This window comes from Acidovorax sp. FW305-C-20-28 (assembly GCF_058783375.1).
The window spans coordinates 51037-73660 of the sequence record NZ_JBYSYM010000010.1 but is presented as its reverse complement, the minus strand read 5'-3'; the positions used below and the strand labels follow the sequence as shown (position 1 = coordinate 73660).

The following is a 22624-nucleotide window of genomic DNA, read 5'->3' as shown; positions in this document are numbered from 1 at the left end:
GGGGGTGCGCATCCGGGCGGGACGCTAGCGTAACGCGAACCGCCTGCGGGCGGTTCACTATCGGTCAATGGCGGATCTTGTAGCCCGTGCGCAGCAGGTGCACGGCCAGCCAGCTGACGGCCAGCCAGGCCAGGCCGACAATGCCCAGGCTGAGCCAGGGCGAGGTGTCGCTCTGGCCGAAGAAGCCGTAGCGGAAGCCGTCGATCATGTAGAAGAACGGGTTCAGGTGGCTCACGGTCTGCCAGAACGGGGGCAGCGACTGGATGGAGTAGAACACGCCCGACAAGAAGGTCATGGGCACGATCACGAAGTTCTGGAACGCCGCCATCTGGTCGAACTTGTCGGCCCAGAGCCCGGCGATCAGCCCCAGCGTGGCCAGCAGCGCGGCCCCCAGGAAGGCAAAGGCCAGGATCCACAGCGGCGCAGCGAACTCGGGCCGCGCAAAGGCGATGGTGACGACGAACACCCCCAGGCCCACGACCAGGCCGCGCACGATGGAAGAACCCACGTAAGCCACGAACCAGGCCCAGTGCGACAGGGGCGTGAGCAGCACGAACACCAGGCTGCCCATGATCTTGCTCTGGATCAGGCTCGACGAGCTGTTGGCGAAGGCGTTCTGCAGCACGCTCATCATCACCAGGCCAGGCACCAGGAAGGCGGTGTAGCTGATGCGGTCATAGACCTTCACATGGTCTTCGAGCACATGGCCGAAGATCAGCAGGTAGAGCACGGCGGTGAGCACCGGCGCGGCCACGGTCTGGAAGCTGACCTTCCAGAAGCGCAGCACTTCCTTGTAGAACAACGTTTGCCAACCGGTCATGCGGGCACCTCCACGGCGGCCGCGGCAGGCGCAGGCGGCGGATGGGACGAGGACGTACCGGCCATCACCTGCAGGAACACATCCTCCAGGTCGGGGCGGCGGATCTCCATGTCATGCACCTCGACACCGGCCAGGCGCAGCGCGGACAGATGCTCCTCGATCTCGCGGGCGTCGTGCGCCGGCAATTGCACAATGCGGCCGGTGACGCGCGCCAGGCGCGCCAGGGCGGGCGGCAGGTCCACATCGGCCTTGAACTGCAGCACATTGCCCGAGGCGGCCTTGAGCAGCTCGCTGGTCTCGGCCAGGGCCACGACCTGGCCGGTCTTGAGCATGGCGATGCGGTTGCACAGGGCCTCGGCTTCCTCGAGGTAGTGCGTGGTGAGCAGCACGGTATGGCCCTCCTTGTTCAGGCGGGCGATGAACTGCCACAGGGTCTGGCGCAGCTCCACATCCACCCCGGCGGTGGGCTCGTCGAGCACGATGATGGGCGGCTTGTGCACCAGCGCCTGGGCCACGAGCACGCGGCGCTTCATGCCGCCCGAGAGCTGGCGCATGTTGGAATTGGCCTTGTCCGTGAGGCCCAGGTGGTGCAGCAACTCGTCGATCCAGGCGTCGTTGTTCTTGACGCCGAAATAGCCGGACTGGATGCGCAGCGCCTCGCGCACATTGAAGAAGGGGTCGAAGACCAGTTCCTGCGGCACCACGCCGAGCTTGCGCCGCGCCTCGGCGAAATTCGCCTGTACGTCGCTGCCCTGCACCAGCACGCGGCCGCTGCTGGGCCGCGCCAGGCCGGCGAGGATGCTGATGAGGGTGGTCTTGCCGGCACCGTTGGGGCCGAGCAGCCCGAAGAACTCCCCCTCCTCGATGTCCAGGTGGACCTGGTTGAGTGCCTGGAACGGGCCTTTGGGGGTGTCAAAGGTCTTGGAGACGGCTTGGAATGAGACTGCGGGCATGAAGCCCCTGATTTTAAGGCCTGGTGCACAAACCTGCTGTGCCAGTCCCGGGAGCCCCCGCGGAACCGGTCAGGCAGCGGGCAGCAGGTCGGCCACGCCGTACAGGCCGGCCATGCTGGTCAGGGCGGCCGGCAGCCCCTGCACGGCGAAGGTCTTGCGGTCCGAGAGCGCCTCGCGCCGGCACTCGAGCAGCACCGCCAGCGCCGAGGTGTCGAACACCGCCAACGCCTGGGCATCCACGACCACGTTCGGCTCCTTGTGCACCTTGAGGCCCTGCAGCAGCATGCGCAGGCACGCCGGTGCCTGGCGATGGGTCAGCTCCTGCGGAAGCACCAGCATGGGCATGGAGGCAGGTCCAGCGTCAGCCCTTGGTGCCGGCATTGGACTTGTTGCGCGCCTCGAGCGAGGCGATCAGGCCATCGACGCCCTTGGCATTGATTTCCTGGGCGAACTGGCCCTTGTAGGTTTCCACCAGCCAGACGCCGAGCACGTTGAGGTTGTAGATCTTCCAGCCGGCGCCATCGCCCGGGGTCTTCTCCAGGCGGTAGTCGAGCTGGATCGGGTCGCCCCGGCCCACGATCTCGGTGCGCACCAGAACGTCCTTGTCGGCCGGGTCGGCGCGCAGAGGCTTGACCTGGATGGTCTGGTCATTCACCTGGGCCAGCGCCCCGGCGTAGGTGCGCACCAGCAGGATCTTGAACTCCTCCTGCAGGCGCTTTTGCTGCTCGGGCGTGGCCTGGCGCCAGCCGGGGCCCACGGCGGCCGCGGTCATGCGGCGGAAGTTCACATTGGGCATGACCGTCTTGTCCACCAGCGCGATCACCTTGGAGATATCGCCACCCTGGATGGACTTGTCGGCTTTCACCGTGTTGAGCACGTCGGAGGACAGGCGCTTGATCAGGGCATCGGGCGCTTCGTCGGCAGCAGCGGCCGACAGCGGCAGGCCCAGGGAGGTCACGGCCGCCAGGGCCAGGGCTGCGGATCCCAGGAGTCGTCGGTTCATCATCATCGTCGTCATATCGTCTACTTTCAGGGGAGCGGGCAGGCACCCTCGATTTCATTGTGGGCGCTCCATACCCGCCATGTGCTTCTGCCCGGTAGCGGATTGCAAGCAAGTGCAACACCCGCAGGGCGATCAGCGGGTCTTGGCATCGGCCGGTGGCGGCTCCTCGGGCAGCACACCGTCCTTGGCGTCGCGCTCGCTGTCGTCCTTGTCCTTGTCGTAGGGCGCCGAGCCGGCCTGGCTGCGCACCTGGAGGAACACATCGCGCGTGAAGCTGTACTTGTCCAGGGCCGCGCTGTCGAGCACCGAACCGGCGCGCAGCAGGTTGGCACGCGCGTCCACTGCGCGCAGGACGTACAGGGAATTGCGGGCCGAGGTCGGATCCACATAGCGCACCGGGTTGCCCACCATGTCGACCGGCAGGGCAAAGGTGTCACGCACCGTGGACGGCCCCAGCAGGGGCAGCACCAGGTAGGGGCCGGTTTCCACGCCCCAGCGGCCCAGCGTCAGCCCGAAATCCTGGCGGTAGCGATCGATGCCGATCTCGCTGGCCACATCCAGCACACCGCCCAGGCCGAGGAAGGTGTTCACGTTGACGCGCATGAAGCTGGAGGCAGCCCCTTCGAGCCGGAACTGCAGCACATTGTTCACGAAGGACCAGACATCGGTCAGGTTGGCGAAGAAATTGCTCACCCCGGTGCGCACGGGCGCGGGCGTGACTTCCTTGTAAGCCGTGGCCACAGGCTTGAGCACCATGGCATCGACCTGTTCGTTGAATTGGGTGACACCGCGGTTGTAAGGCTCCAGCGGGTCGCGCGGATCGGTGCGGGGGCCGCTGGCGCAGCCGACCAAGAGCACCAGTCCCACCATCGCGGCCAAGGCACGTCCTGCGCGCAGGAGCCCCCCAGCGCCATGTCCCTCATCGCGGGCCGTACCCGCTTGCGTCCTGTTCGTCATTTTTTGCTACCACCTGCCCCTGCGGGCTTACTGCCGTCTTCGGCTTTGCTATAGAGAAATTGTCCAATCAGATTTTCCAGCACCACCGCCGACTGCGTGGCGGTGACGGTGTCACCGGGAGCGAGGTTCTTCTCGTCGCCACCCGCTTCGATGCCGATGTACTGCTCACCCAGCAGCCCGCTGGTGAGGATCTTGAGCGAGCTGTCCTTGGGAAACGCATAGCGGTCCTGCATGGCCAGCGTGACGCGCGCCTGGAAGGTCTTGTCGTCGAAGGCGATGGACTCCACACGCCCCACCACCACGCCGGCGCTGCGCACGGCGGCCTGGGGCTTGAGACCCCCGATGTTGTCGAAGCGCGCGATGAGTTGGTAGCCACGCTGGAAATTGAGGCTCAGCAGGTTGGCCGACTGCAGGGCCAGGAACACCAGCGCCGCGATGCCCAGCATCACGAACAGGCCTACCCAGACATCATTTTTGGAGCGTTGCATGGTTGCGATCTCTTTGCTTACTTCTTAGATGCTGAACATCATGGCGGTGAGGAGGAAGTCGAGCGCCAGCACCGCCAGCGAAGCCATCACCACCGTGCGCGTGGTGGCGCGCGACACGCCCTCGGGCGTGGGCTTGGCGGCATAGCCCTGCAGCAGGGCCACGAAGGTCACGGTGACGCCAAAGACGATGCTCTTGATAACGCCGTTGCCCACGTCGCGGAACACATCGACACCGCCCTGCATCTGGCTCCAGAAGGCGCCTGGGTCGATGCCGATGAGCACCACGCCAACCACCCAGCCGCCGATCACGCCCACGGCACTGAACACGGCGGCCAGCAAGGGCATGGTGATGACCCCGGCCCAGAAGCGCGGCGCCAGGATGCGGCGCACAGGATCCACGGCCATCATCTCCATGGCGGTGAGCTGCTCGCCCGCACGCATGAGGCCAATCTCTGCCGTGAGCGAGGTGCCCGCCCGGCCGGCGAACAACAGGGCCGTGACCACCGGGCCGAGCTCACGCACCAGCGACAGGGCCACCAGCATGCCCAGGGCCTCGGACGAGCCGTAGCGCTGCAGCGTGTAGTAGCCCTGCAGTCCGAGCACGAAACCCACGAACAGGCCCGACACCGCAATGATGGCGAGCGAATAATTGCCCAGGAAGTGCACCTGATCGCGCACCAGCGAGGGCCGCAGGAAGGTGGCACCGAACAGCCGCACCAGGCGCACGAACAGATGGGCCGCGGCGCCGATATCCGCCAGTTGGCTGCGCACGGCCAGGCCCACGTCGGACGGTTTGTACCAGCTCACAGGCCTATCCCCCCTGCAGGGCCGAAGTCCTGCTCGGCCGTCGGGCCCGGGTAGTGGAAAGGCACGGGACCGGTGGGCAGTGCATGCACGAACTGGTGCACCAGCGGGTCCTTGCTGGCGCGCACCTCGTCGGGCGTGCCCTGTGCGGCCACCACGCCCTCGCCCAGAATGATCACATGGTCAGCCAGGCGGAAGGTTTCCTCCAGGTCGTGCGAGACGATGATGCTGGTGAGCCCCATGGCATCGTTGAGCTGGCGGATGAGCTGGGCCGCCGTGCCCAGCGAGATGGGGTCGAGCCCGGCAAAGGGCTCGTCGTACATGACGAGTTCGGGGTCGAGCGCGATGGCACGGGCCAGCGCCACGCGCCGTGCCATGCCGCCCGAGATCTGGCTGGGCATGAGGTCGCGCGCGCCGCGCAGACCCACGGCATGGAGCTTCATGAGCACCACGTCGCGCACCAATTCTTCGGGCAGGTCGGTGTGCTCACGCAGCGGAAAGGCCACGTTCTCGAACACGTCGAGGTCGGTGAACAGGGCGCCGAACTGGAACAGCATGCCCATGCGCCGGCGCGCCTTGTACAGGGCGGCCGCATCCATCTGACCGACATTCTGGCCATCGAACAGCACCTCGCCCTGCTGGGCCTGCTGCTGGCCGCCAATGAGGCGCAGCACCGTGGTCTTGCCGCCGCCCGAGGCACCCATGAGGGCCGTGACCTTGCCACGCGGTACCGCCAGTGAGACGTCGCGCAGGATGGCACGCTCACCGTAGGAGAAAGTGACATTGCGCAGTTCGGCAAAAGGGGACGGCTCGGGCATGCGGAAGGTGAGGCGGTCGGTCAAAGGTGGTGACAGGGAGTCCGGACGATTGTCGGCGCGCGCGGAAATTCCCGCGCGTGAGACAGCAGCGATGGTAGCCGAATCCACAAACATACATACATGCATGTTTGCATTTTCCAGATACGAGACAGGCGATGCCCGACACCCAAGTGTCTGGCATTCCCGGATGGACAGTGCATCCAATTGTGCCTATGTCTGGCACAACGCGTGCGGAGTGGATTTTCCACCACGGTGCCCGCTCCGAAAACGAAAAACGGCGCCACCCGGGCGCCGCTTTGGAGGACCAGCCCCGCAACCGTCGCTCAGCGCGGCAGATCCGAGTAGCCCATCAGGAACTCGTCCACCGCGCGGGCGGCCTGGCGGCCCTCGCGGATGGCCCAGACCACCAGGGACTGGCCGCGGCGGATGTCGCCGGCGGCGAACACCTTGGGCGCGTTGGTGGCATAGCCGCCATCGAATTCGGTGGTGGCGCGGGCGTTGCCGCGCGCATCCTTCTCGACGCCGAAGGCTTCGAGCACGGCAGCAACGGGGCTCACAAAGCCCATGGCCAGCAGCACGAGGTCGGCCTTGAGCACCTTTTCGGAGCCCGGGACTTCGACCATCTTGCCGTCCTTCCATTCCACGCGCACGGTCTTGAGGCCGGTGACCTTGCCCTTTTCGCCGATGAACTCCTTGGTGGAGATGGCGAATTCGCGCTCGCAGCCTTCTTCGTGGCTGGAGCTGGTGCGCAGCTTGATCGGCCAGTAGGGCCAGGTCATGGGGCGGTTCTCGACCTCGGGCGGCTGGGGCATCAGCTCGAACTGGGTGACGCTGACGGCGCCATGGCGGTTGCTGGTGCCCACGCAGTCGCTGCCGGTGTCGCCGCCGCCGATCACGATGACATGCTTGCCGTCGGCGCGCAGCTGGTTCTTGAGCTTGTCGCCGGCATTGACCTTGTTTTGCTGGGGCAGGAACTCCATGGCGAAGTGGATGCCATCGAGATCGCGGCCGGGCACGGGCAGGTCACGGCTCTGCTCGGCGCCGCCGGTCAGCAGCACGGCGTCGAATTCGGCCTGCAACTGCTCGGGGGTGACGGTCTCCTTGGCCCAGTTGGTGACCTTGGAACCCTTGCCCAGGCCGTCCTTGGCCGCGCCGACGAAGACGCTGGTGCGGATGGTGACGCCTTCGGCCTTGAGCTGCTCGGCGCGGCGGTCGATGTGCGACTTCTCCATCTTGAAGTCGGGGATGCCGTAGCGCAGCAGGCCGCCGATGCGGTCGTTCTTCTCGAACAGGGTCACGTCGTGGCCGACGCGCGCCAGTTGCTGGGCGGCGGCCATGCCGGCCGGGCCAGAGCCCACCACGGCGACCTTCTTGCCGGTCTTGTGCTTGGAAGGCAAGGCCTTGACCCAGCCCTCTTCCCAGGCGCGGTCGATGATCGCGTGCTCGATGGACTTGATGCCCACGGCGTCGTCGTTCACGTTGAGCACGCAGGCGGCCTCGCAGGGCGCGGGGCAGATGCGGCCGGTGAACTCGGGGAAGTTGTTGGTGCTGTGCAGCACGGCGATGGCGCTCTTCCAGTCGGCCTGGTAGACCAGGTCGTTGAAGTCCGGAATGATGTTGTTCACCGGGCAGCCGTTGTTGCAAAACGGCGTGCCGCAGTCCATGCAGCGCGCGCCCTGCACCTTGGCCTGGGACTCATCGAGCCCGATGACGAATTCCTTGTAATGCTTCAGGCGCTCGCCGACGGGCTTGTAGCCCTCCTCGATGCGCTCGTACTCCATGAAGCCAGTGGTCTTTCCCATGATTGCGTGTCCTTGTCTATGAATGCTGTGCGGGTGTTCGGTGGGGCCGCGCCTTACTTGGCGGGCACGGCCACGTTCTTGGCAGCCGGGGCCACCGCGGGGGTGGCAGGCTCCTCGAGCACCTTGCGTTCATAAATCTCGGCCAGCGCGCGCTTGTACTCGGTCGGGAAGACCTTGACGAACTTGCTGCGCGATGCCGCCCAGTTGTCAAGCAGTTCGCGCGCGCGCTTGCTGCCCGTCCAGCGGTTGTGGTCTTCCAGCAGCTTCTTGAGCTGGGCTTCGTCGGTCTGGCCGTTGTGCCAGATGGAGCGGGGAACGGTGGCCTCCTGCTCGGACGAGGGGAGAATGCGTTCCAGCGTGACCATGGACATGTTGCAGCGCGTGTCGAACTGGCCGTCTTCGTCGTAGACGTAGGCGACGCCGCCGCTCATGCCAGCGGCGAAGTTGCGGCCGGTCTTGCCCAGCACCATCACGGTGCCGCCGGTCATGTATTCGCAGCCATGGTCGCCCGTGCCTTCGACAACCGCCGTGGCGCCCGACAGGCGCACGGCAAAGCGCTCGCCGGCCACGCCACTGAAGAAAGCTTCACCGGTGGTGGCACCATACATCACGGTATTGCCCACGATGGTGTTGCGCACGGAGTCGCCACGGAAGTCGATGCTGGGGCGCACGATGACGCGGCCACCCGACAGGCCCTTGCCGGTGTAGTCGTTGGCGTCGCCGATCAGGTACAGCGTGATGCCGCGCGTGAGGAAGGCGCCGAAGGACTGGCCGCCCGTGCCTTCGAGCTGGATGCGAATGGTGTCGTCCGGCAGGCCTTCGGGGTGGGCGCGCGTCACGGCACCCGAGAGCATGGCGCCCACAGAGCGGTTGACGTTGCGCGCCACTTCGATGAACTGCACGCGCTCGCCCTTGTCGATGGCGGGGCGGCTGCGCTCGATGAGCTTGCGGTCCAGCGTGTGCTCGATGTTGTGGTCTTGCACGTCCACGTGGAAGCGAGGCACGTCGGCGGGCACGTTGGGCTGGGCGAACAGGCGGCCGAAATCGAGGCCGCGCGCCTTCCAGTGGGCGATGCCGGAGCGCATGTCGAGCAGGTCGGAACGGCCGATCAGGTCGTCGAACTTGCGGATACCCAACTGGGCCATGATCTGGCGCACTTCTTCGGCGATGAAGAAGAAGTAGTTGACCACGTGCTCGGGCTTGCCCGAGAACTTGGCACGCAGGGCCGGGTCCTGCGTGGCCACGCCCACGGGGCAGGTGTTCAGGTGGCACTTGCGCATCATGATGCAGCCTTCGACGACCAGGGGCGCCGTGGCAAAGCCGAATTCGTCGGCGCCGAGCAGCGCGCCGATGGCGACGTCGCGGCCGGTCTTCATCTGGCCGTCGGCCTGCACACGCACACGGCCGCGCAAGCGGTTGAGCACCAGGGTCTGCTGGGTTTCGGCCAGGCCGATTTCCCAGGGACCGCCCGCATGCTTGATGGACGACCAGGGCGATGCGCCCGTGCCGCCATCGTGGCCGGCGATCACGAGGTGGTCGCTCTTGCACTTGGTGACGCCGGCAGCGATGGTGCCCACGCCGACTTCGGACACCAGCTTGGTGCTGATGCTGGCGTGCGGTGCCACGTTCTTCAGGTCGTGGATGAGCTGGGCCAGGTCTTCGATGGAGTAGATGTCATGGTGCGGCGGGGGCGAGATCAGGCCCACACCGGGCACGCTGTGGCGCAGCTTGCCAATGTAGTTGGAGACCTTGCCGCCAGGCAGTTGGCCGCCTTCGCCGGGCTTGGCGCCCTGGGCCATCTTGATCTGGATCTGGTCGGCCGAGGACAGGTACTCGGCCGTGACACCGAAGCGGCCCGAGGCCACCTGCTTGATGCGGCTGCGCAGGGAGTCGCCATCCTGCAGGGGCAGGTCGACCTCGACGTTTTCGGCGCCGATCACGCTCTTGAGGGTGTCGCCCTGCTTGATCGGGATGCCCTTGAGTTCGTTGCGGTAGCGTGCAGCGTCCTCGCCGCCTTCGCCGGTGTTGCTCTTGCCGCCGATGCGGTTCATGGCCACGGCCAGGGTGGCATGGGCTTCGGTGGAGATGGAGCCCAGCGACATGGCGCCGGTGGCGAAGCGCTTGACGATTTCCTTGGCGGGCTCGACCTCGTCCACGGGAATGGCCTTGGCGGGGTCGATCTTGAACTCGAACAGACCGCGCAGCGTCATGTGGCGCTTGCTCTGGTCGTTGATGATCTGCGCGTATTCCTTGTACGTGTTCCAGCTGTTGGCACGCGTGGAGTGCTGCAGCTTGGCGATGGCGTCGGGGCTCCACATGTGCTCTTCGCCACGGGTGCGCCAGGCGTACTCGCCGCCGGCGTCCAGCATGGTTTCGAGCACGGGGTCATCACCGAAGGCGGCCTTGTGCATGCGGATGGCTTCCTCGGCGATCTCGAACACGCCGATGCCTTCCACGCGGCTGGCGGTGCCGGTGAAGTACTTGCCCACGGTGTCGGTGTTCAGGCCGATGGCCTCGAACAGCTGAGCGCCGCAGTAGCTCATGTAGGTGCTCACGCCCATCTTGGACATGATCTTGGACAGGCCCTTGCCGATGGCCTTGACGTAGTTGTAGATGGCCTTGTCCGGCGACAGGTCGCCGGGCATGTCCTTGTGCATCTCGGTCAGGGTTTCCATCGCGAGGTAGGGGTGCACGGCTTCGGCGCCGTAACCGCCCAGCACGGCAAAGTGGTGCACTTCGCGCGCGGTGCCGGTTTCGACCACCAGGCCGGCCGTGGTGCGCAGGCCTTCACGCACCAGGTGCTGGTGGATGGCCGACAGGGCCAGCAGCGCAGGAATGGCCACCTGCGTGGCACTCACGGCGCGATCGCTGATGATCAGGATGTTGGCGCCGCCCTTGATGGCGTCGACGGCCTGTGCGCACAGCGATGCCAACTTGGCTTCCACACCCTCGCGGCCCCAGTCCAGCGGGTAGGTGATGTCGATGGTGGCGCTCTTGAACTTGCCCTGCGTGTACTTCTCGATGTGGCGCAGCTTGGCCATGTCGGCGAAGTCGAGCACGGGCTGGCTCACTTCGAGCCGCATCGGCGGGTTGACCTGGTTGATGTCCAGCAGGTTGGGCTTGGGGCCGATGAAGCTGTTGAGCGACATCACGATGGCTTCGCGGATCGGGTCGATCGGCGGGTTGGTCACCTGAGCGAACAGCTGCTTGAAGTAGTTGAACAGAGGCTTGTTCTTGCCCGAGAGCACGGCCAGTGGGCTGTCGTTGCCCATGGAGCCGATGCCCTCTTCGCCGTTCTTGGCCATGGGGGCCATCAGGAACTTGATGTCTTCCTGCGTGTAGCCGAAGGCCTGCTGGCGGTCGAGCAGCGGCAGCGTGGCGGTCTGGGCCACGGGCGCATCGGCGACAGCATCGATGCTGTCGAGCTTGATGCGCAGGTTCTCGATCCACTGCTTGTAAGGCTTGGTGTTGACGACGTTGGCCTTGAGCTCCTCGTCGTCGATCATGCGGCCCTGCTCCAGGTCGATCAGGAACATCTTGCCGGGCTGCAGGCGCCACTTGCGCACGATCTTGTTCTCGGGGATGGGCAGCACGCCCGATTCCGAGGCCATGACGACCAGGTCGTCATCGGTGATGCAGTAGCGCGAGGGGCGCAGGCCGTTGCGGTCCAGCGTGGCGCCGATCTGGCGGCCATCGGTGAAGACGATGGAAGCCGGGCCGTCCCAGGGCTCCATCATCGCGGCGTGGTATTCATAGAAGGCGCGGCGGCGCTCGTCCATGGTGGTGTGCTGCTCCCACGGCTCGGGGATCATCATCATCACGGCCTGGCTGATGGGGTAGCCGGCCATGGTCAGCAGTTCGAGGCAGTTGTCGAACGTGGCGGTGTCGGATTGGTCGGCGAAGCTGATGGGGTAAAGCTTCTTCAGGTCGGCCGCCAGCACGGGCGAGGCCATCACGCCTTCGCGTGCCTTCATCCAGTTGTAGTTGCCCTTGACGGTGTTGATTTCGCCGTTGTGTGCGACGTAGCGGTAAGGGTGGGCCAGCGGCCACTCGGGGAAGGTGTTGGTGGAGAAGCGCTGGTGCACCAGGCCGATGGCCGAGACGCAGCGTTCGTCCTGCAGGTCCATGTAATAGGTGCCCACCTGGTCGGCCAGCAGCAGGCCCTTGTAGACCACGGTGCGGCTGGACATGCTGGGAACGTAGTATTCCTTGCTGTGCTTGAGCTTGAGGTTCTGGATGGCGGCGCTGGCCGTCTTGCGGATCACATACAGCTTGCGCTCCAGCGCGTCCTGCACGATCACGTCGTTGCCGCGGCCGATGAAGACCTGGCGCAGGATGGGCTCCTTCTTGCGCACGGTGGGCGACATGGGCATATCGACGTTCACCGGCACATCGCGCCAGCCGAGCAGCACCTGGCCTTCGGCCTTGATGGCGCGCTCCATCTCCTGCTCGCAGGCCAGGCGGGAAGCGTGTTCCTTGGGCAGGAAGATCATGCCCACGCCGTACTCGCCAGCGGCGGGCAGCGTAACGCCCTGCTTGGCCATCTCTTCACGGTACAGCGCATCGGGGATCTGGATCAGAATGCCCGCGCCGTCGCCCATGAGCTTGTCGGCACCCACGGCGCCACGGTGGTCGATGTTCTCCAGGATCTTCAAGGCCTGCGTCACGATGTCGTGGCGCTTGACGCCCTTGATGTGGGCCACGAAACCGAGGCCGCAGGCGTCGTGTTCGTTGCCCGATGAATACAAACCGTGTTGTTGCAGATGCTGGATCTCGGCAGCCGTCGTCATGGCGCACTCCTCATGAATTTTCGCAGGGAACGCAAGATTAGTGCATTGCAACATGCAAGGCAAGCATATTAATTAGGGTCAGATTCTGAATAAATTAACCAACTGAAAAAGTCGGATTTAATTGGGGACACATTAAATTGACGCGCACTACTGCCTGAAGAGCCAACTGTCGGCTCAGGCTGGAGGCTCATCCGATGGCACGGGCATCGGCGGCCGGCCCGGTTTGGCCTTGCTCACGCGGCGCGGCGTGAGCTTCTGCAGCTCGGCCACGAAATCCGGTTCGCCCAGTGCCCAGCCGCTCAACGCCGATTGCGTGAGTGCGTCGAGTTGCTTCTCGCCCAAGCCCGACTGCACCAGTGCGGCATAGGCCGCCTCACGCGCAAACGGTGTGTTGCCCAGCGCCCAATACAGCGCATGGGTGGTGAGCAGCCGATCGCTGCGCAAGCCCAGCCAGTGGGCGTGGCTGGACCAGGGGTAATCCACCGCGCGCACCGCCATGCCGGCGCGCACGGGGTTCAGGTCGATGTAGGCCATGCAGGCCAGCAGGTAACGCTCCGCCTCTATCACGGTGGAGCGGTAGCGCCCTTCCCACAAGGTACCGGTGCGGCCGTGGCGGCCATTGAAGTAGCGCACGTAGCTGCGGCCGATGGACTGCATCATCTGCGGCAGGCCGTCGGCCGTGGACGGCGTGGCCAGCAGGTGGAAGTGGTTGTCCATGAACACGTAGGCATGCACAGCCACCTCGAACTTGCGAGAGTGCTCGTGGAGCAAGGCCAGCATGGCCTCGAAGTCGGCCCGGTCCACAAAGATGGCCTGGCGGTTGTTGCCCCGCTGGATGACGTGGTGCGGGTAGCCGGGCAGGGTCAGGCGGGGCAAGCGGGCCATGGGTGTTGCGTGGAGGCGAGAAGCAAAAGGACATGATAAACCTGTCCCTCATTTCTCCCGCAGGGCTTGCAGCACACGGCACACAACGCCTTGCGCGCTGGAGAAGATGCTGGCGGTGGACTACACCGCGGCGTCTGCGTTGTCTGCGGTCTCTGCCTGCAGGCCAAAGCGCGCGGCCATCGCCTGCTCCAGCCCCATCTCGCGCAGGATGGCGCACAGGCGCTCGGCCGCGCTGCGCTTCTTCTGGCCGGTGTAACGCGCAATGATGAGCTCGTTCTTCATGCTGTGCTCCCAGCCTACGAGCTCCGTCACGGTGACCTGGTAGCCGCTGGCCTCCAGGTACAGGCAGCGCAGCACGTTGGTGACCTGGCTGCCCAGCTCGCGCGTGTGCAAGGGGTGGCGCCACAGCTCGGCCAGTGGCGTGCGGGCCAGCTGCAATGCCTTGCCCTGGCGCAGGCAGGCGGCCATCTCGGCCTGGCAGCAGGGCACCAGGACCATGGCGCGGGCGCGTTTTTGCAGGCCGAAGGCGATGGCATCGTCCGTCGCCGTGTCACAGGCATGCAAGGCCGTGACCACATCGATCTGTGCGGGCAACTCCGCGGCATCGGCCGATTCGGCCACCGACAGATTGAGGAAGGACATGCGGGCAAAGCCCAGCTGCCCTGCCAAGGCACGGGAGCGCTCCACCAGCTCGCCACGCGTCTCGATGCCGTAGATATGGCCCTGACCCAGCGCCTTGAAGTACAGGTCGTAAAGAATGAAGCCCAGGTAGGACTTGCCGGCACCGTGGTCCGCCAGACTGGGGGCATGGCCATCGGTGGACAGCTCGGCCAGCAGTGGCTCGATGAAGTTGAACAGGTGGTAGACCTGCTTGAGCTTGCGCCGTGAGTCCTGATTGATACGACCTTCGCGCGTGAGGATGTGCAGCTCCTTGAGCAGCTCCAGCGACTGGCCGGGGCGCAGGTCCAGTTGGTCGGCAGGCGACGGGGCCGGCGCCTTGGCCGCCTGCTTGCCGGCCGCCTTGGGGTTGCGGGGCGCGTTCATGCGGCACCTCCGCCAGCCTTCGCATGGGAGCAACCCGGCCCGACGCCGAGCGCCTGCCAGCCCTCCATGCCCAGCTTTTCCAGCACCTCGATGTTGCGCTCGTAGATCGTCTCGGCTTCGGGGAACACTTCCACGGCGCGGTCGATGCTGTCCTCGCGCAGCAGGTGCAGCGTGGGGTACGGGGAGCGGTTGGTGCAGTTGCTCACCTCATCCACCTCCGTCCCCGCGAACTGGAACTGGGGGTGGAAGCTGGCGATCTGCAGCGTGCCGTCGAGCTCCAGTGCTTCGAGCAGGTCTTCCGCCTCGCCCAGAAAGTCATTGAAATCCAGAAAATCGGCCAGCAGCGGGGTGGGCACGACGAGCAGCGTGGTGTCGCGCACATCGGCCGCGATGTCGGCCAGCGCCAGCAATTCGGCCCGAAGTTCGTCCAGCAGCTGAGCGCGGTCCGTGGCATCACTCACCGCGTAGTGGACCTGGCCCTTGGCGTGCACGCCCTTGGCAAAGGGGCACAGGTTGAGGCCAATGACGGCGCGCTCCAGCCACTGCACGGTGTCGCGGACAGCGGGCAGGGAGGCGACGGGCGTGGGGTGCTGGGAATTCATGCAAAGGTGCGGCTGGCGCACAAGGGAAAGGGGCCCAATTTTAGCGGCTGCCCCGCCAGCGCGCCCCGCCCCACCCGACGCCGCGGGGTCAGTCGAGCAGGCGCAGGCCTGTCAACCGCTGGTGCTCGCGCACGGCAAACCGGTCGGTCATCCCAGCGATGAAATCGGCAATGGCGCGCGCTTTCACCGCCATGTCCCCGGCAGTGGCCTGCTGCGCAAACGCTGGCTTCATCTCGTGCGGCGACTGCAGGTAGGCCGCGAAAAGGTCGCGCACGACCTGCTTGGCACGGCCCGTGGTCTCCATCACCTGGGCATGGCGGTACAGGTTCTTGAAAAGAAAGCGCTTGAGCACCACCGACTGTTCGCGCATGGGTTCGCTGAAGCACACCAGCGGAGCCGACAGGCGCACGGCATCAGCACTGGCGGGTGCGGCCTGCGCCAGGGCGGCCGAGGTCGCGTCGATCACGTCGTAGACCTGCGCACTCAACATAAGGCGGATCGCCTCATAGAGCAGGCGCCGGTGCGTGGCCACCTCGTTCAGGTGGGGATGCGCCGCCTGGGCCGCATGGCGGTACTGGTCGAAAAGGGGAACCTCGCGCAACTGGTCGAGGGTGATGAGACCCGAGCGCACACCGTCATCGATGTCGTGCGCGTTGTAGGCGATCTCGTCGGCCAGGTTGCACAGCTGGGCTTCCAGGCTGGGCTGCTCACGGCGCAGAAAGCGCCCGCCCACCCCACCGGGCTCCGCCTCCTCGATCTGCTGCGCATGGACCTTCGAGCAATGCTTGAGAATGCCTTCGCGCGTCTCGAAGGTCAGATTCAGGCCGTCGAAATGCGGGTAGCGCTCTTCGAGCCGGTCGACGACCCGCAGGCTTTGCAGGTTGTGCTCGAAGCCGCCATGGTCGGCCATGCATTCGTGCAGCGCATCCTGGCCCGCATGGCCGAAGGGGGTGTGGCCCAGGTCATGGGCCAGTGAGATGGCCTCGACCAGGTCCTCGTCGATGCGCAGCGAGCGCGCAATGGAACGCCCGAGCTGGGCCACTTCCAGCGAGTGGGTCAGGCGGGTGCGAAAAAGATCCCCCTCGTGGTTCAGGAAGACCTGGGTCTTGTAGACCAGGCGCCGAAACGCCGTGGAATGCACGATGCGGTCCCGGTCGCGCTGGTATTCCGAACGGGTGGGTGCGGGTGTTTCAGGATGGCGCCGCCCCCGGCTTGATGCCGGGTGGCTGGCGTAGGCGGCAAGGTCGGATCTGGGCTTCAACAACAGGCTCGCGGGGGTTGGTCTTCAACAGATGAACCCCATTGTGGCCGGGAATGGCGACCGGCGCTTGGCAAGGCCGTGGCTGAGACGAACACCAACGCCCGCCCCCCGCTCAACGCGAAGCCTCGTCTGCTACGCGCAGCAGGCGTCGATTACTTCGCGCACCAGCGCGTCGGGCGCGGCACGGACGATGGCCTTTCCAGGACCGTCAATGAGCACGAAGCGGATCTCCCCCGCTTCGGACTTCTTGTCGATGCGCATGAGCTCCAGATAGCGGCCGGCATTGTCGGAAGCATCAATCACCGGCCCCTTGATGGGCAGCCCAGCACGTTCGATGAGGGTCACCAGGCGCCGCACAAAGGCATCATCCACAAGACCCAGGCGGCGCGACAGCTCAGCGGCCATCACCATGCCCGCACCCACGCCTTCACCGTGCAACCACACGCCATAGCCCATGCCGGCTTCGATGGCATGGCCAAAGGTGTGGCCAAAATTCAGGATGGCGCGCAGACCTCCCTCGCGCTCGTCCTGCCCCACCACCCAGGCCTTGATCTCGCAGCTGCGGCGCACGGCATGTGCGAGCGCCGCGCGATCGCGGGCGCGCAAAGCGTCCATGGAGGCATCCAGCCAGTCCATGAATTCCATGTCGGCAATGGGCCCGTACTTGATCACCTCCGCCAGGCCGGCACTCATCTCCCGGGCACTCAGGGTATCGAGCGTGGCCAGGTCGCACACCACCAGGCGTGGCTGGTAGAACGCGCCCACCATGTTCTTGCCCAGCGGGTGGTTGATGGCGGTCTTGCCCCCGACCGACGAGTCCACCTGCGCCAGCAGGGTGGTGGGGATCTGCACGAAGGGGACGCCCCGCATGTAGGTCGCAGCGGCAAAACCGGTCATGTCGCCAACGACACCACCACCCAGCGCAAACAGCACTGCCTTGCGGTCACAACCATGGGTGAGCAAGGCATCGAAGATGAGCTGCAGTGTCTCCCATCCCTTGAATTCTTCGCCATCGGGCAATTGCACGGTGTGCACGACCGGGTAGCGCTTGCGCAGCGCCTCCACGACCAGGGTCTCGTACAGCGGACCGACTGTGTCATTGGTGACGACAAGGGCCGACGTGCCGCCAGGCAGCTCCAGGCCCTCCTTCAGGTGGGCAAGGAGGCCGGCACCGATTTCGATGCCGTAGCTCCGATCGCCCAGGTCAATGGAGACTGTGTGGGAGGCGGCGTCAACGGAGGGTGCAGGGCGAGAAGCGGGGAGCAGATCGGCGGTTTCAGACATAGGCCCCTAGTTTACGCAGAATGCCACTGCGATCACTGAGCACCCGACGAGGTGAAGCTATTCCAAATTGCCCTAAAAAAGAAAGAACCCCGCGGGCCTGGGCCTGCGGGGTTCTTCAATTGGGTAGTGCAGGACTCAGCAGATGCGAGAAACTCGACCTGCCAAGCCCGCCACCAGACTTATCAAGGGCAAGCTGCCGTATTGGCACCGATCTGCACGGCCACTTGCTGGGTCACGGACACCGCGCCGCGGGTCGCAGTCACCAAGAACCTGGCGTTGCACGAGGCCGTGGGAGTACCGCTGATCACGCCGCTGTTACCCGTGCTGCTGCCACGCAGACCTGCAGGCAGTGGAGTCGGTGCAAAGGTCCATACCACGGGGTCCGTCGCATTTCCACCGGTCACTGTCAAGCTATACAAATAGGCCTCGCCGACGTTCCCAGCAGGCAGCGAGCACACAGCACTGCCGTTGCTTACGCAGCCATTCACCGTCAGAGGATTAGGCACCGATGCGCCAGCAGCCACTGTGAATGAGATATTGCCCATGACCTTGGCACCACGAGCGTCGACCACCGTGACTACCCCACGGTACAAACCAGGACCTTGTGGTACGCCACTGATAATGCCGTCATTGCTTATCGAAAGCCCACTTGGCAAAGCGATAGCTGACCAAGTATAGGGAGCCACACCGCCTTGTATAGGGAACACAGCGGCAAAAGGCAGGCCAACTACCGCATCTTGGTCCTCCATTGGGGGCAAGGAAAGTGGGGCCAACGCTATCGAATCATTCACAGGAATTGAATGAAGGGAAGTTACTGGATCCTGAATGCCATTGGTAACATCGTTGTCAAACCGGTCAGTCACATACTCCAGCACGATAGCGCCAGGATTGGGTCCGCTAGAAAGCGAGAACAGTCCTATGCCACCGATGGTGCGCACCTGCAACACGCTGCCCGACTGGTTTCCTTGCAACAAGCGCGCGCCTACTGCAGCCTGACCCAACGGACGGATGCTGATTTGCAAATTAGGAGCAGAGGGAGCCGGAATAGGCTGGTTGGCATCATCCATGACAAACGCCTGGATGCCGATGTTGTTACGGTATGCCGGGTTGGGAAGATTGACTGGTGGGTCGATTGGCGGTCGGTTAGTACTATCGCGGGTGAGAAGTGCAAATGGGGCTTCAGCTCTGCCGATGACGCTCGCGACCTTGCCTGTTGCAGCCCCAACAGCGATATCCACACTAGCACTGTAGACCTTTTTGTCGCGAGGATCGGTCACCGAGCACACGACACGTGCCGTGCCCGCTTGGTTAGATGCGTGGAAGTGAAAGGACGCACCGCCAGCGTTCGCGCCCAGAACTACGGAACGGAAAGCGGCAGGATTACCATTGTCGTCCTCGTGCTCGTCATCGCCGTCCATGTAATACAGAGCACCCGAATCCAGCCCTTGGACGATATTGCATGCAAAAATGTCCTCGCCGCCAGGAATCGGGTTAGAACCAACGCGCGCATCCACATACAACGTGGTTGTGTAAGGCGCAAAAGCACCAGTACTAGGCGGCAAATCCGAGATATTAATAGGCAGTTGCGATTTAGCGGTACTCAATGTAATGCGGTACTGCAGTGCCGACTCACCACCACTCCCCCCCCCGCCACCGCATGCTGCCAGCATCGCAGCAGAAGCGAGAAGAAGGCTCTTCCATAATTTTTTCATTTTCTTTCCCATTTCAAAAAACTTTAACGGAATGCCGAACGGTCGGTAATGACTTTGGGCGTGATGAAGATCAGCATTTCCTGCTTGTTGGCAGACTTCGAACGGGTCTTGAACAAGTTTCCGACACCAGGAAGATCACCCAAGAAAGGGACCTTGGTTTCACTGTTGTCTTCAAACAACTCAAAAATACCACCAATCACCACCGTCCCGCCATTTTCAACCAGCACTTGCGTCTTGATGTGCTTGGTGTTGATCGCCCGCACGTTGTTAAGCACCTCACCCGGGCTGTCCTTGTTGACATCCAGGTCCAGAATGATATTGCCTTCGGGAGTGATCTGCGGGAGCACTTCCAGCTTGAGCACAGCCTTCTTGAACGCAATCACCGTGCCGCCGTTTGGAGCCGTCACCGGATAAGGAAACTCCGTACCTTGCTCGATGGAAGCCTTGGTCTGATCCGCTGTCACAACCCGAGGGCTGGACACGATCTTGCCTTTGCCATCCGCCTCCAGCGCCGAGATCTCCAGATTCAGGAATCGGTTTGCGGCCGAGTTGAAAATAGATATCGCGAAGCTGGAAGGATCGTAACCGCCAAGCGCAGTGGCCGGCAGATTCACAAAGTTACCATTTGTATTAACTACCCCACCAGCAGATGTGGATGCAACGGCGTTGCTGTAATTGGTACCAAAACCGATTCGGTTACCGCTGGTTCCCAACGAGTATCCACCATCGCCACCACGGGCAGCGCGAAGGTCGGTCGCGCCCAGGCGGACGCCAAGAGAGCGCCCAAAAGTATCAGAGGCTTCTACGATCCGCGCTTCAATCATCACCTGGCGAACCGCTACATCCAGGGTGGAAAGGAGTTGGCGTACCTCTTCCAACTTGGTGGGCGTATCCGTCACAAACAACTGATTGGTCCGAGGCTCGGCAATCGCGCTGCCACGCTCACTCAGGAAACGATTGGACACCCCGCCGGAGCCCCCAACCGTAGTCGACAGCTGTACAACCATATCCACGGCCTTGGCATAGTTCATCTGGAACGCTTGTGTCCGCAGCGGCTCCAGCTTCTGTATGGCCTGCAAAGCTTCGAAATCTTTCTTTGTCCTGTCGTCGATCTCATCTTTGGGAGCGATCCAGAGAACGGAGCCGTTCTTTCGCATGCCAAGGCCCTTGGCATCCATGATGATTTGAAGTGCCTGATCCCATGGAACGTCTTTCAGTCGCAGGGTCAACGCGCCCGTCACCGTGTCAGACGTCACGATATTGAAGTTGGTGAAATCAGCGATCACCTGCAACAGCGAACGCACCTCGATGTTCTGGAAATTCAGCGACAGCTTTTCGCCGCTGTAGCCAGGACCCTGGGTCAGCTTGGTCAAATCCACCTTCTTCTGGCGCACTTCGACCACAAATTGGTTATCGCTTTGGTAGGCACTGTGCTCCCACTCACCGACCGGTTCGATCACCATCCTCACCCGTTCACCCTGCTGGGTGGTGGAGATGATCTGCACCGGCGTTCCAAAGTCTGTGACATCCAAACGCCGGCGCAGGCCTTCCGACAACGAGGACTTCAGGAAGTCCACCGTCAAACCCTTGCCAACAGGTCTCAGATCCACACCGATTTGGTTGTTGGGCAAGGTAACGATGACCCGCCCGGAGCCATCGGCTCCGCGACGAAAATCAACGTCTTTGATCGCCATGATTTCGGTGTTGGCACTCTCAGCAAAGCTCACCGGCTGCGCAGTGGTGGCAGCCATGGGAGCCGCATTCGTATCCAGGTACACCAATACCGATTTGCCCTGCAGTTCCGTACGGTAGGAGGACGCCTGCTTCAGGTTCAGTACCACCCGAGAGCGTCCAGGCGCCTGCACGAGATTGGCGGACCGGATATTTCCCTGATTGATCTGCACCGCCGACTTGCCCATGGCACTCGTGGTGTCAGGAAAATCCAGGGCAATGCGGGCCGGAGATTGGGTCACGAAGCCCGTCGGGAGCGCCGAAACAGGCTCCGAAAAATCAATCCGGACAATTTCCACCCCGCCTTGCATGGCACCTGAAATATTCTCGATGGAGCCTTGCGCCCATGCCAGCGAGGACGCAGCAATCGACGTCGCAAGAAGTACGCCCCGATTGAAAAATCGCATCATTTCGAAACTGTTTTGCTTCATTTTTTCACCCCTTCTTGCAACTCAAGCGACGTCGTACGTTCAATCCAGTCTCCCGTCGCATCCTGCACGATCTCACGCAGTTGAATGGCTGTTTCATTGATGGACGTGATACGCCCATAACTCTGCCCAAGGTACTGCCCTACCGTGACCTGGTAAAGCAGCTTGTCGGCGGTTACGAGCGCGGCAGGCTGCCCCTTCTTCTGCAGGCTGCCCACCATCTTGATGGTGTCCAGCGGATAAGCCTCCAAGGGCTCCTTGCGCCGCGCCATTTCGGGAGCAATCAGCGCGGCATTGGAAGCCAGCTGCGAAGAATCCCTGCGCAGGGCCTGTGTCAACTTCAGGGGATTGAAGGGCTCCAATTGCGCATCCGCTGCATAGGCTTCGGGCTTGAACTGCTTGGGCTCTGTAATGGGAGTCACACGCGACTTGGCCTGCGCACGCTCTTCACTGATCCATTGCCGGACCTCATCCTCACCTGAGCCAACGCAACCGCTCAGCACCGCCACACAGGCCAGCAGCAGACTACTTTTTAGGAATCTCATTTTGCAGCTCCCTTCGCTGCAGCCTTGCGCTGTGCTTGGATTTCTTCGGTATCCAGGTACCGGAAAGTCCGTGCCGTGGCATCCATGACCAGAACCCCATTGGCGATATCCCGCTCCTTGTCTTTGCCTTGCGGCGCGGAAATTGCCACATCGTTCAAGGTAACGATGCGCGACAGGTGGGCGATGTCCGAGGCAAATGCCCCCATGTCGTGGTAACGCCCAGTGACCCGCACTGAAATAGGCAATTCCGCATAGTATTCGCGAACCACAACCTGCCCTGGCCGGAAAAGCTCAAACTGCAGACTGCGACCCAAGCCGGATTGGTTGATATCGGAGAGGAGCGCAGCCATTTCTGCCTTGCTGGGCAATTGCTTTTCCAACTGGATCACGTATTGCTGGACCTGCTCACGCTGCTTTTTCAAGGCATCCAGGCTGACCGCCTTTTGGAGCTTTGTTTTGTAGTCCTCGCGCAGCGTCAGCTCGGTAGCCTGTTCCGTCTTCAGTTCGGTTTCATAGTCCGTCAGCTTGACAAACCAAAGAACCACCGCGACCGCCACCACGATGAGCAGGCACAACATATACCGAGGCACCGGCGGCCACAGTGACGGATCCTTGGTATCCAGGTTGGTGAACTGGCGCTGCAGGTTTGCAAACTGCTCAGAAACGTCGACTTTTTGAACTTTATTTTTCGCCATGG

At 63.4% G+C, this 22624-nt stretch carries 19 protein-coding genes; all 19 read right to left on the bottom strand.

The window, feature by feature from the left end; translation table 11 throughout:
- Positions 1 to 64: 64 nt before the first annotated feature.
- The 19 genes from AC3WOH_RS13520 to AC3WOH_RS13430 all read right to left on the bottom strand — a co-directional run bounded on the left by AC3WOH_RS13520 (position 65) and on the right by AC3WOH_RS13430 (position 22622).
- Complete coding sequence (locus AC3WOH_RS13520) at positions 65 to 820, bottom strand: ABC transporter permease (RefSeq protein WP_492229840.1); 756 nt, start codon at positions 818 to 820, stop codon at positions 65 to 67.
- Positions 817 to 1773 (bottom strand): ABC transporter ATP-binding protein, encoded by a 957-nt coding sequence (locus AC3WOH_RS13515; protein WP_184859743.1) that lies wholly within the window; start codon positions 1771 to 1773, stop codon positions 817 to 819. The genes AC3WOH_RS13520 and AC3WOH_RS13515 overlap by 4 nt, the downstream gene beginning before the upstream one ends.
- A gap of 69 nt (positions 1774 to 1842) precedes the next feature.
- Complete coding sequence (locus AC3WOH_RS13510) at positions 1843 to 2112, bottom strand: STAS domain-containing protein (protein WP_492229938.1); 270 nt, start codon at positions 2110 to 2112, stop codon at positions 1843 to 1845.
- Between the two features lie 22 nt (positions 2113 to 2134).
- Positions 2135 to 2782 carry an MlaC/ttg2D family ABC transporter substrate-binding protein gene (locus tag AC3WOH_RS13505; RefSeq protein ID WP_492229937.1) on the bottom strand — a complete coding sequence of 216 codons (648 nt, stop codon included), beginning with the start codon at positions 2780 to 2782 and terminating at the stop codon, positions 2135 to 2137.
- A 126-nt stretch (positions 2783 to 2908) separates the two neighbouring features.
- Positions 2909 to 3733: an MlaA family lipoprotein gene (locus AC3WOH_RS13500; protein WP_492229839.1), complete on the bottom strand. Its 825-nt coding sequence runs from the start codon at positions 3731 to 3733 to the stop codon at positions 2909 to 2911.
- The gene (mlaD, locus tag AC3WOH_RS13495) at positions 3730 to 4221 is read right to left on the bottom strand and encodes an outer membrane lipid asymmetry maintenance protein MlaD (RefSeq protein ID WP_184859739.1); all 492 of its coding nucleotides are present in this window, start codon (positions 4219 to 4221) and stop codon (positions 3730 to 3732) included. Before mlaD ends, AC3WOH_RS13500 begins: the two co-directional genes overlap by 4 nt.
- 24 nt (positions 4222 to 4245) lie before the next feature.
- On the bottom strand, positions 4246 to 5028 hold the full coding sequence (mlaE, locus tag AC3WOH_RS13490) for a lipid asymmetry maintenance ABC transporter permease subunit MlaE (RefSeq protein ID WP_184859737.1): 783 nt from the start codon (positions 5026 to 5028) through the stop codon (positions 4246 to 4248).
- Positions 5025 to 5843, bottom strand: coding sequence for an ABC transporter ATP-binding protein (locus tag AC3WOH_RS13485; protein WP_492229936.1), 819 nt, complete (start codon positions 5841 to 5843; stop codon positions 5025 to 5027). The genes mlaE and AC3WOH_RS13485 overlap by 4 nt, the downstream gene beginning before the upstream one ends.
- Before the next feature lie 323 nt (positions 5844 to 6166).
- Complete coding sequence (locus AC3WOH_RS13480) at positions 6167 to 7645, bottom strand: glutamate synthase subunit beta (RefSeq protein WP_492229838.1); 1479 nt, start codon at positions 7643 to 7645, stop codon at positions 6167 to 6169.
- A gap of 53 nt (positions 7646 to 7698) precedes the next feature.
- Positions 7699 to 12435: a glutamate synthase-related protein gene (locus AC3WOH_RS13475; RefSeq protein WP_492229837.1), complete on the bottom strand. Its 4737-nt coding sequence runs from the start codon at positions 12433 to 12435 to the stop codon at positions 7699 to 7701.
- 174 nt (positions 12436 to 12609) lie between these two features.
- The gene (locus tag AC3WOH_RS13470) at positions 12610 to 13320 is read right to left on the bottom strand and encodes a transposase (RefSeq protein ID WP_492229836.1); all 711 of its coding nucleotides are present in this window, start codon (positions 13318 to 13320) and stop codon (positions 12610 to 12612) included.
- A 120-nt stretch (positions 13321 to 13440) separates the two neighbouring features.
- Positions 13441 to 14364, bottom strand: a complete 924-nt coding sequence (locus AC3WOH_RS13465) for a class I SAM-dependent methyltransferase (protein WP_492229835.1) — start codon at positions 14362 to 14364, stop codon at positions 13441 to 13443.
- Positions 14361 to 14966, bottom strand: a complete 606-nt coding sequence (locus tag AC3WOH_RS13460) for a DUF1415 domain-containing protein (protein WP_492229834.1) — start codon at positions 14964 to 14966, stop codon at positions 14361 to 14363. The genes AC3WOH_RS13465 and AC3WOH_RS13460 overlap by 4 nt, the downstream gene beginning before the upstream one ends.
- An 88-nt stretch (positions 14967 to 15054) precedes the next feature.
- Complete coding sequence (locus AC3WOH_RS13455; RefSeq protein ID WP_492229833.1) at positions 15055 to 16227, bottom strand: deoxyguanosinetriphosphate triphosphohydrolase; 1173 nt, start codon at positions 16225 to 16227, stop codon at positions 15055 to 15057.
- A gap of 132 nt (positions 16228 to 16359) precedes the next feature.
- A complete protein-coding gene (gene aroB / locus AC3WOH_RS13450) occupies positions 16360 to 17511 on the bottom strand; it encodes a 3-dehydroquinate synthase (RefSeq protein ID WP_492229832.1) in 1152 nt (383 codons plus the stop codon).
- A gap of 182 nt (positions 17512 to 17693) precedes the next feature.
- A complete protein-coding gene (locus AC3WOH_RS13445; protein WP_492229831.1) occupies positions 17694 to 19235 on the bottom strand; it encodes an Ig domain-containing protein in 1542 nt (513 codons plus the stop codon).
- An 11-nt stretch (positions 19236 to 19246) separates the two neighbouring features.
- Positions 19247 to 21385: a type IV pilus secretin PilQ gene (locus tag AC3WOH_RS13440; protein WP_492229830.1), complete on the bottom strand. Its 2139-nt coding sequence runs from the start codon at positions 21383 to 21385 to the stop codon at positions 19247 to 19249.
- Positions 21382 to 21927, bottom strand: a complete 546-nt coding sequence (locus tag AC3WOH_RS13435) for a pilus assembly protein PilP (protein ID WP_492229829.1) — start codon at positions 21925 to 21927, stop codon at positions 21382 to 21384. Before AC3WOH_RS13435 ends, AC3WOH_RS13440 begins: the two co-directional genes overlap by 4 nt.
- Positions 21924 to 22622, bottom strand: a complete 699-nt coding sequence (locus tag AC3WOH_RS13430) for a type IV pilus inner membrane component PilO (protein ID WP_492229828.1) — start codon at positions 22620 to 22622, stop codon at positions 21924 to 21926. The genes AC3WOH_RS13435 and AC3WOH_RS13430 overlap by 4 nt, the downstream gene beginning before the upstream one ends.
- Between the last annotated feature and the right edge of the window lie 2 nt (positions 22623 to 22624).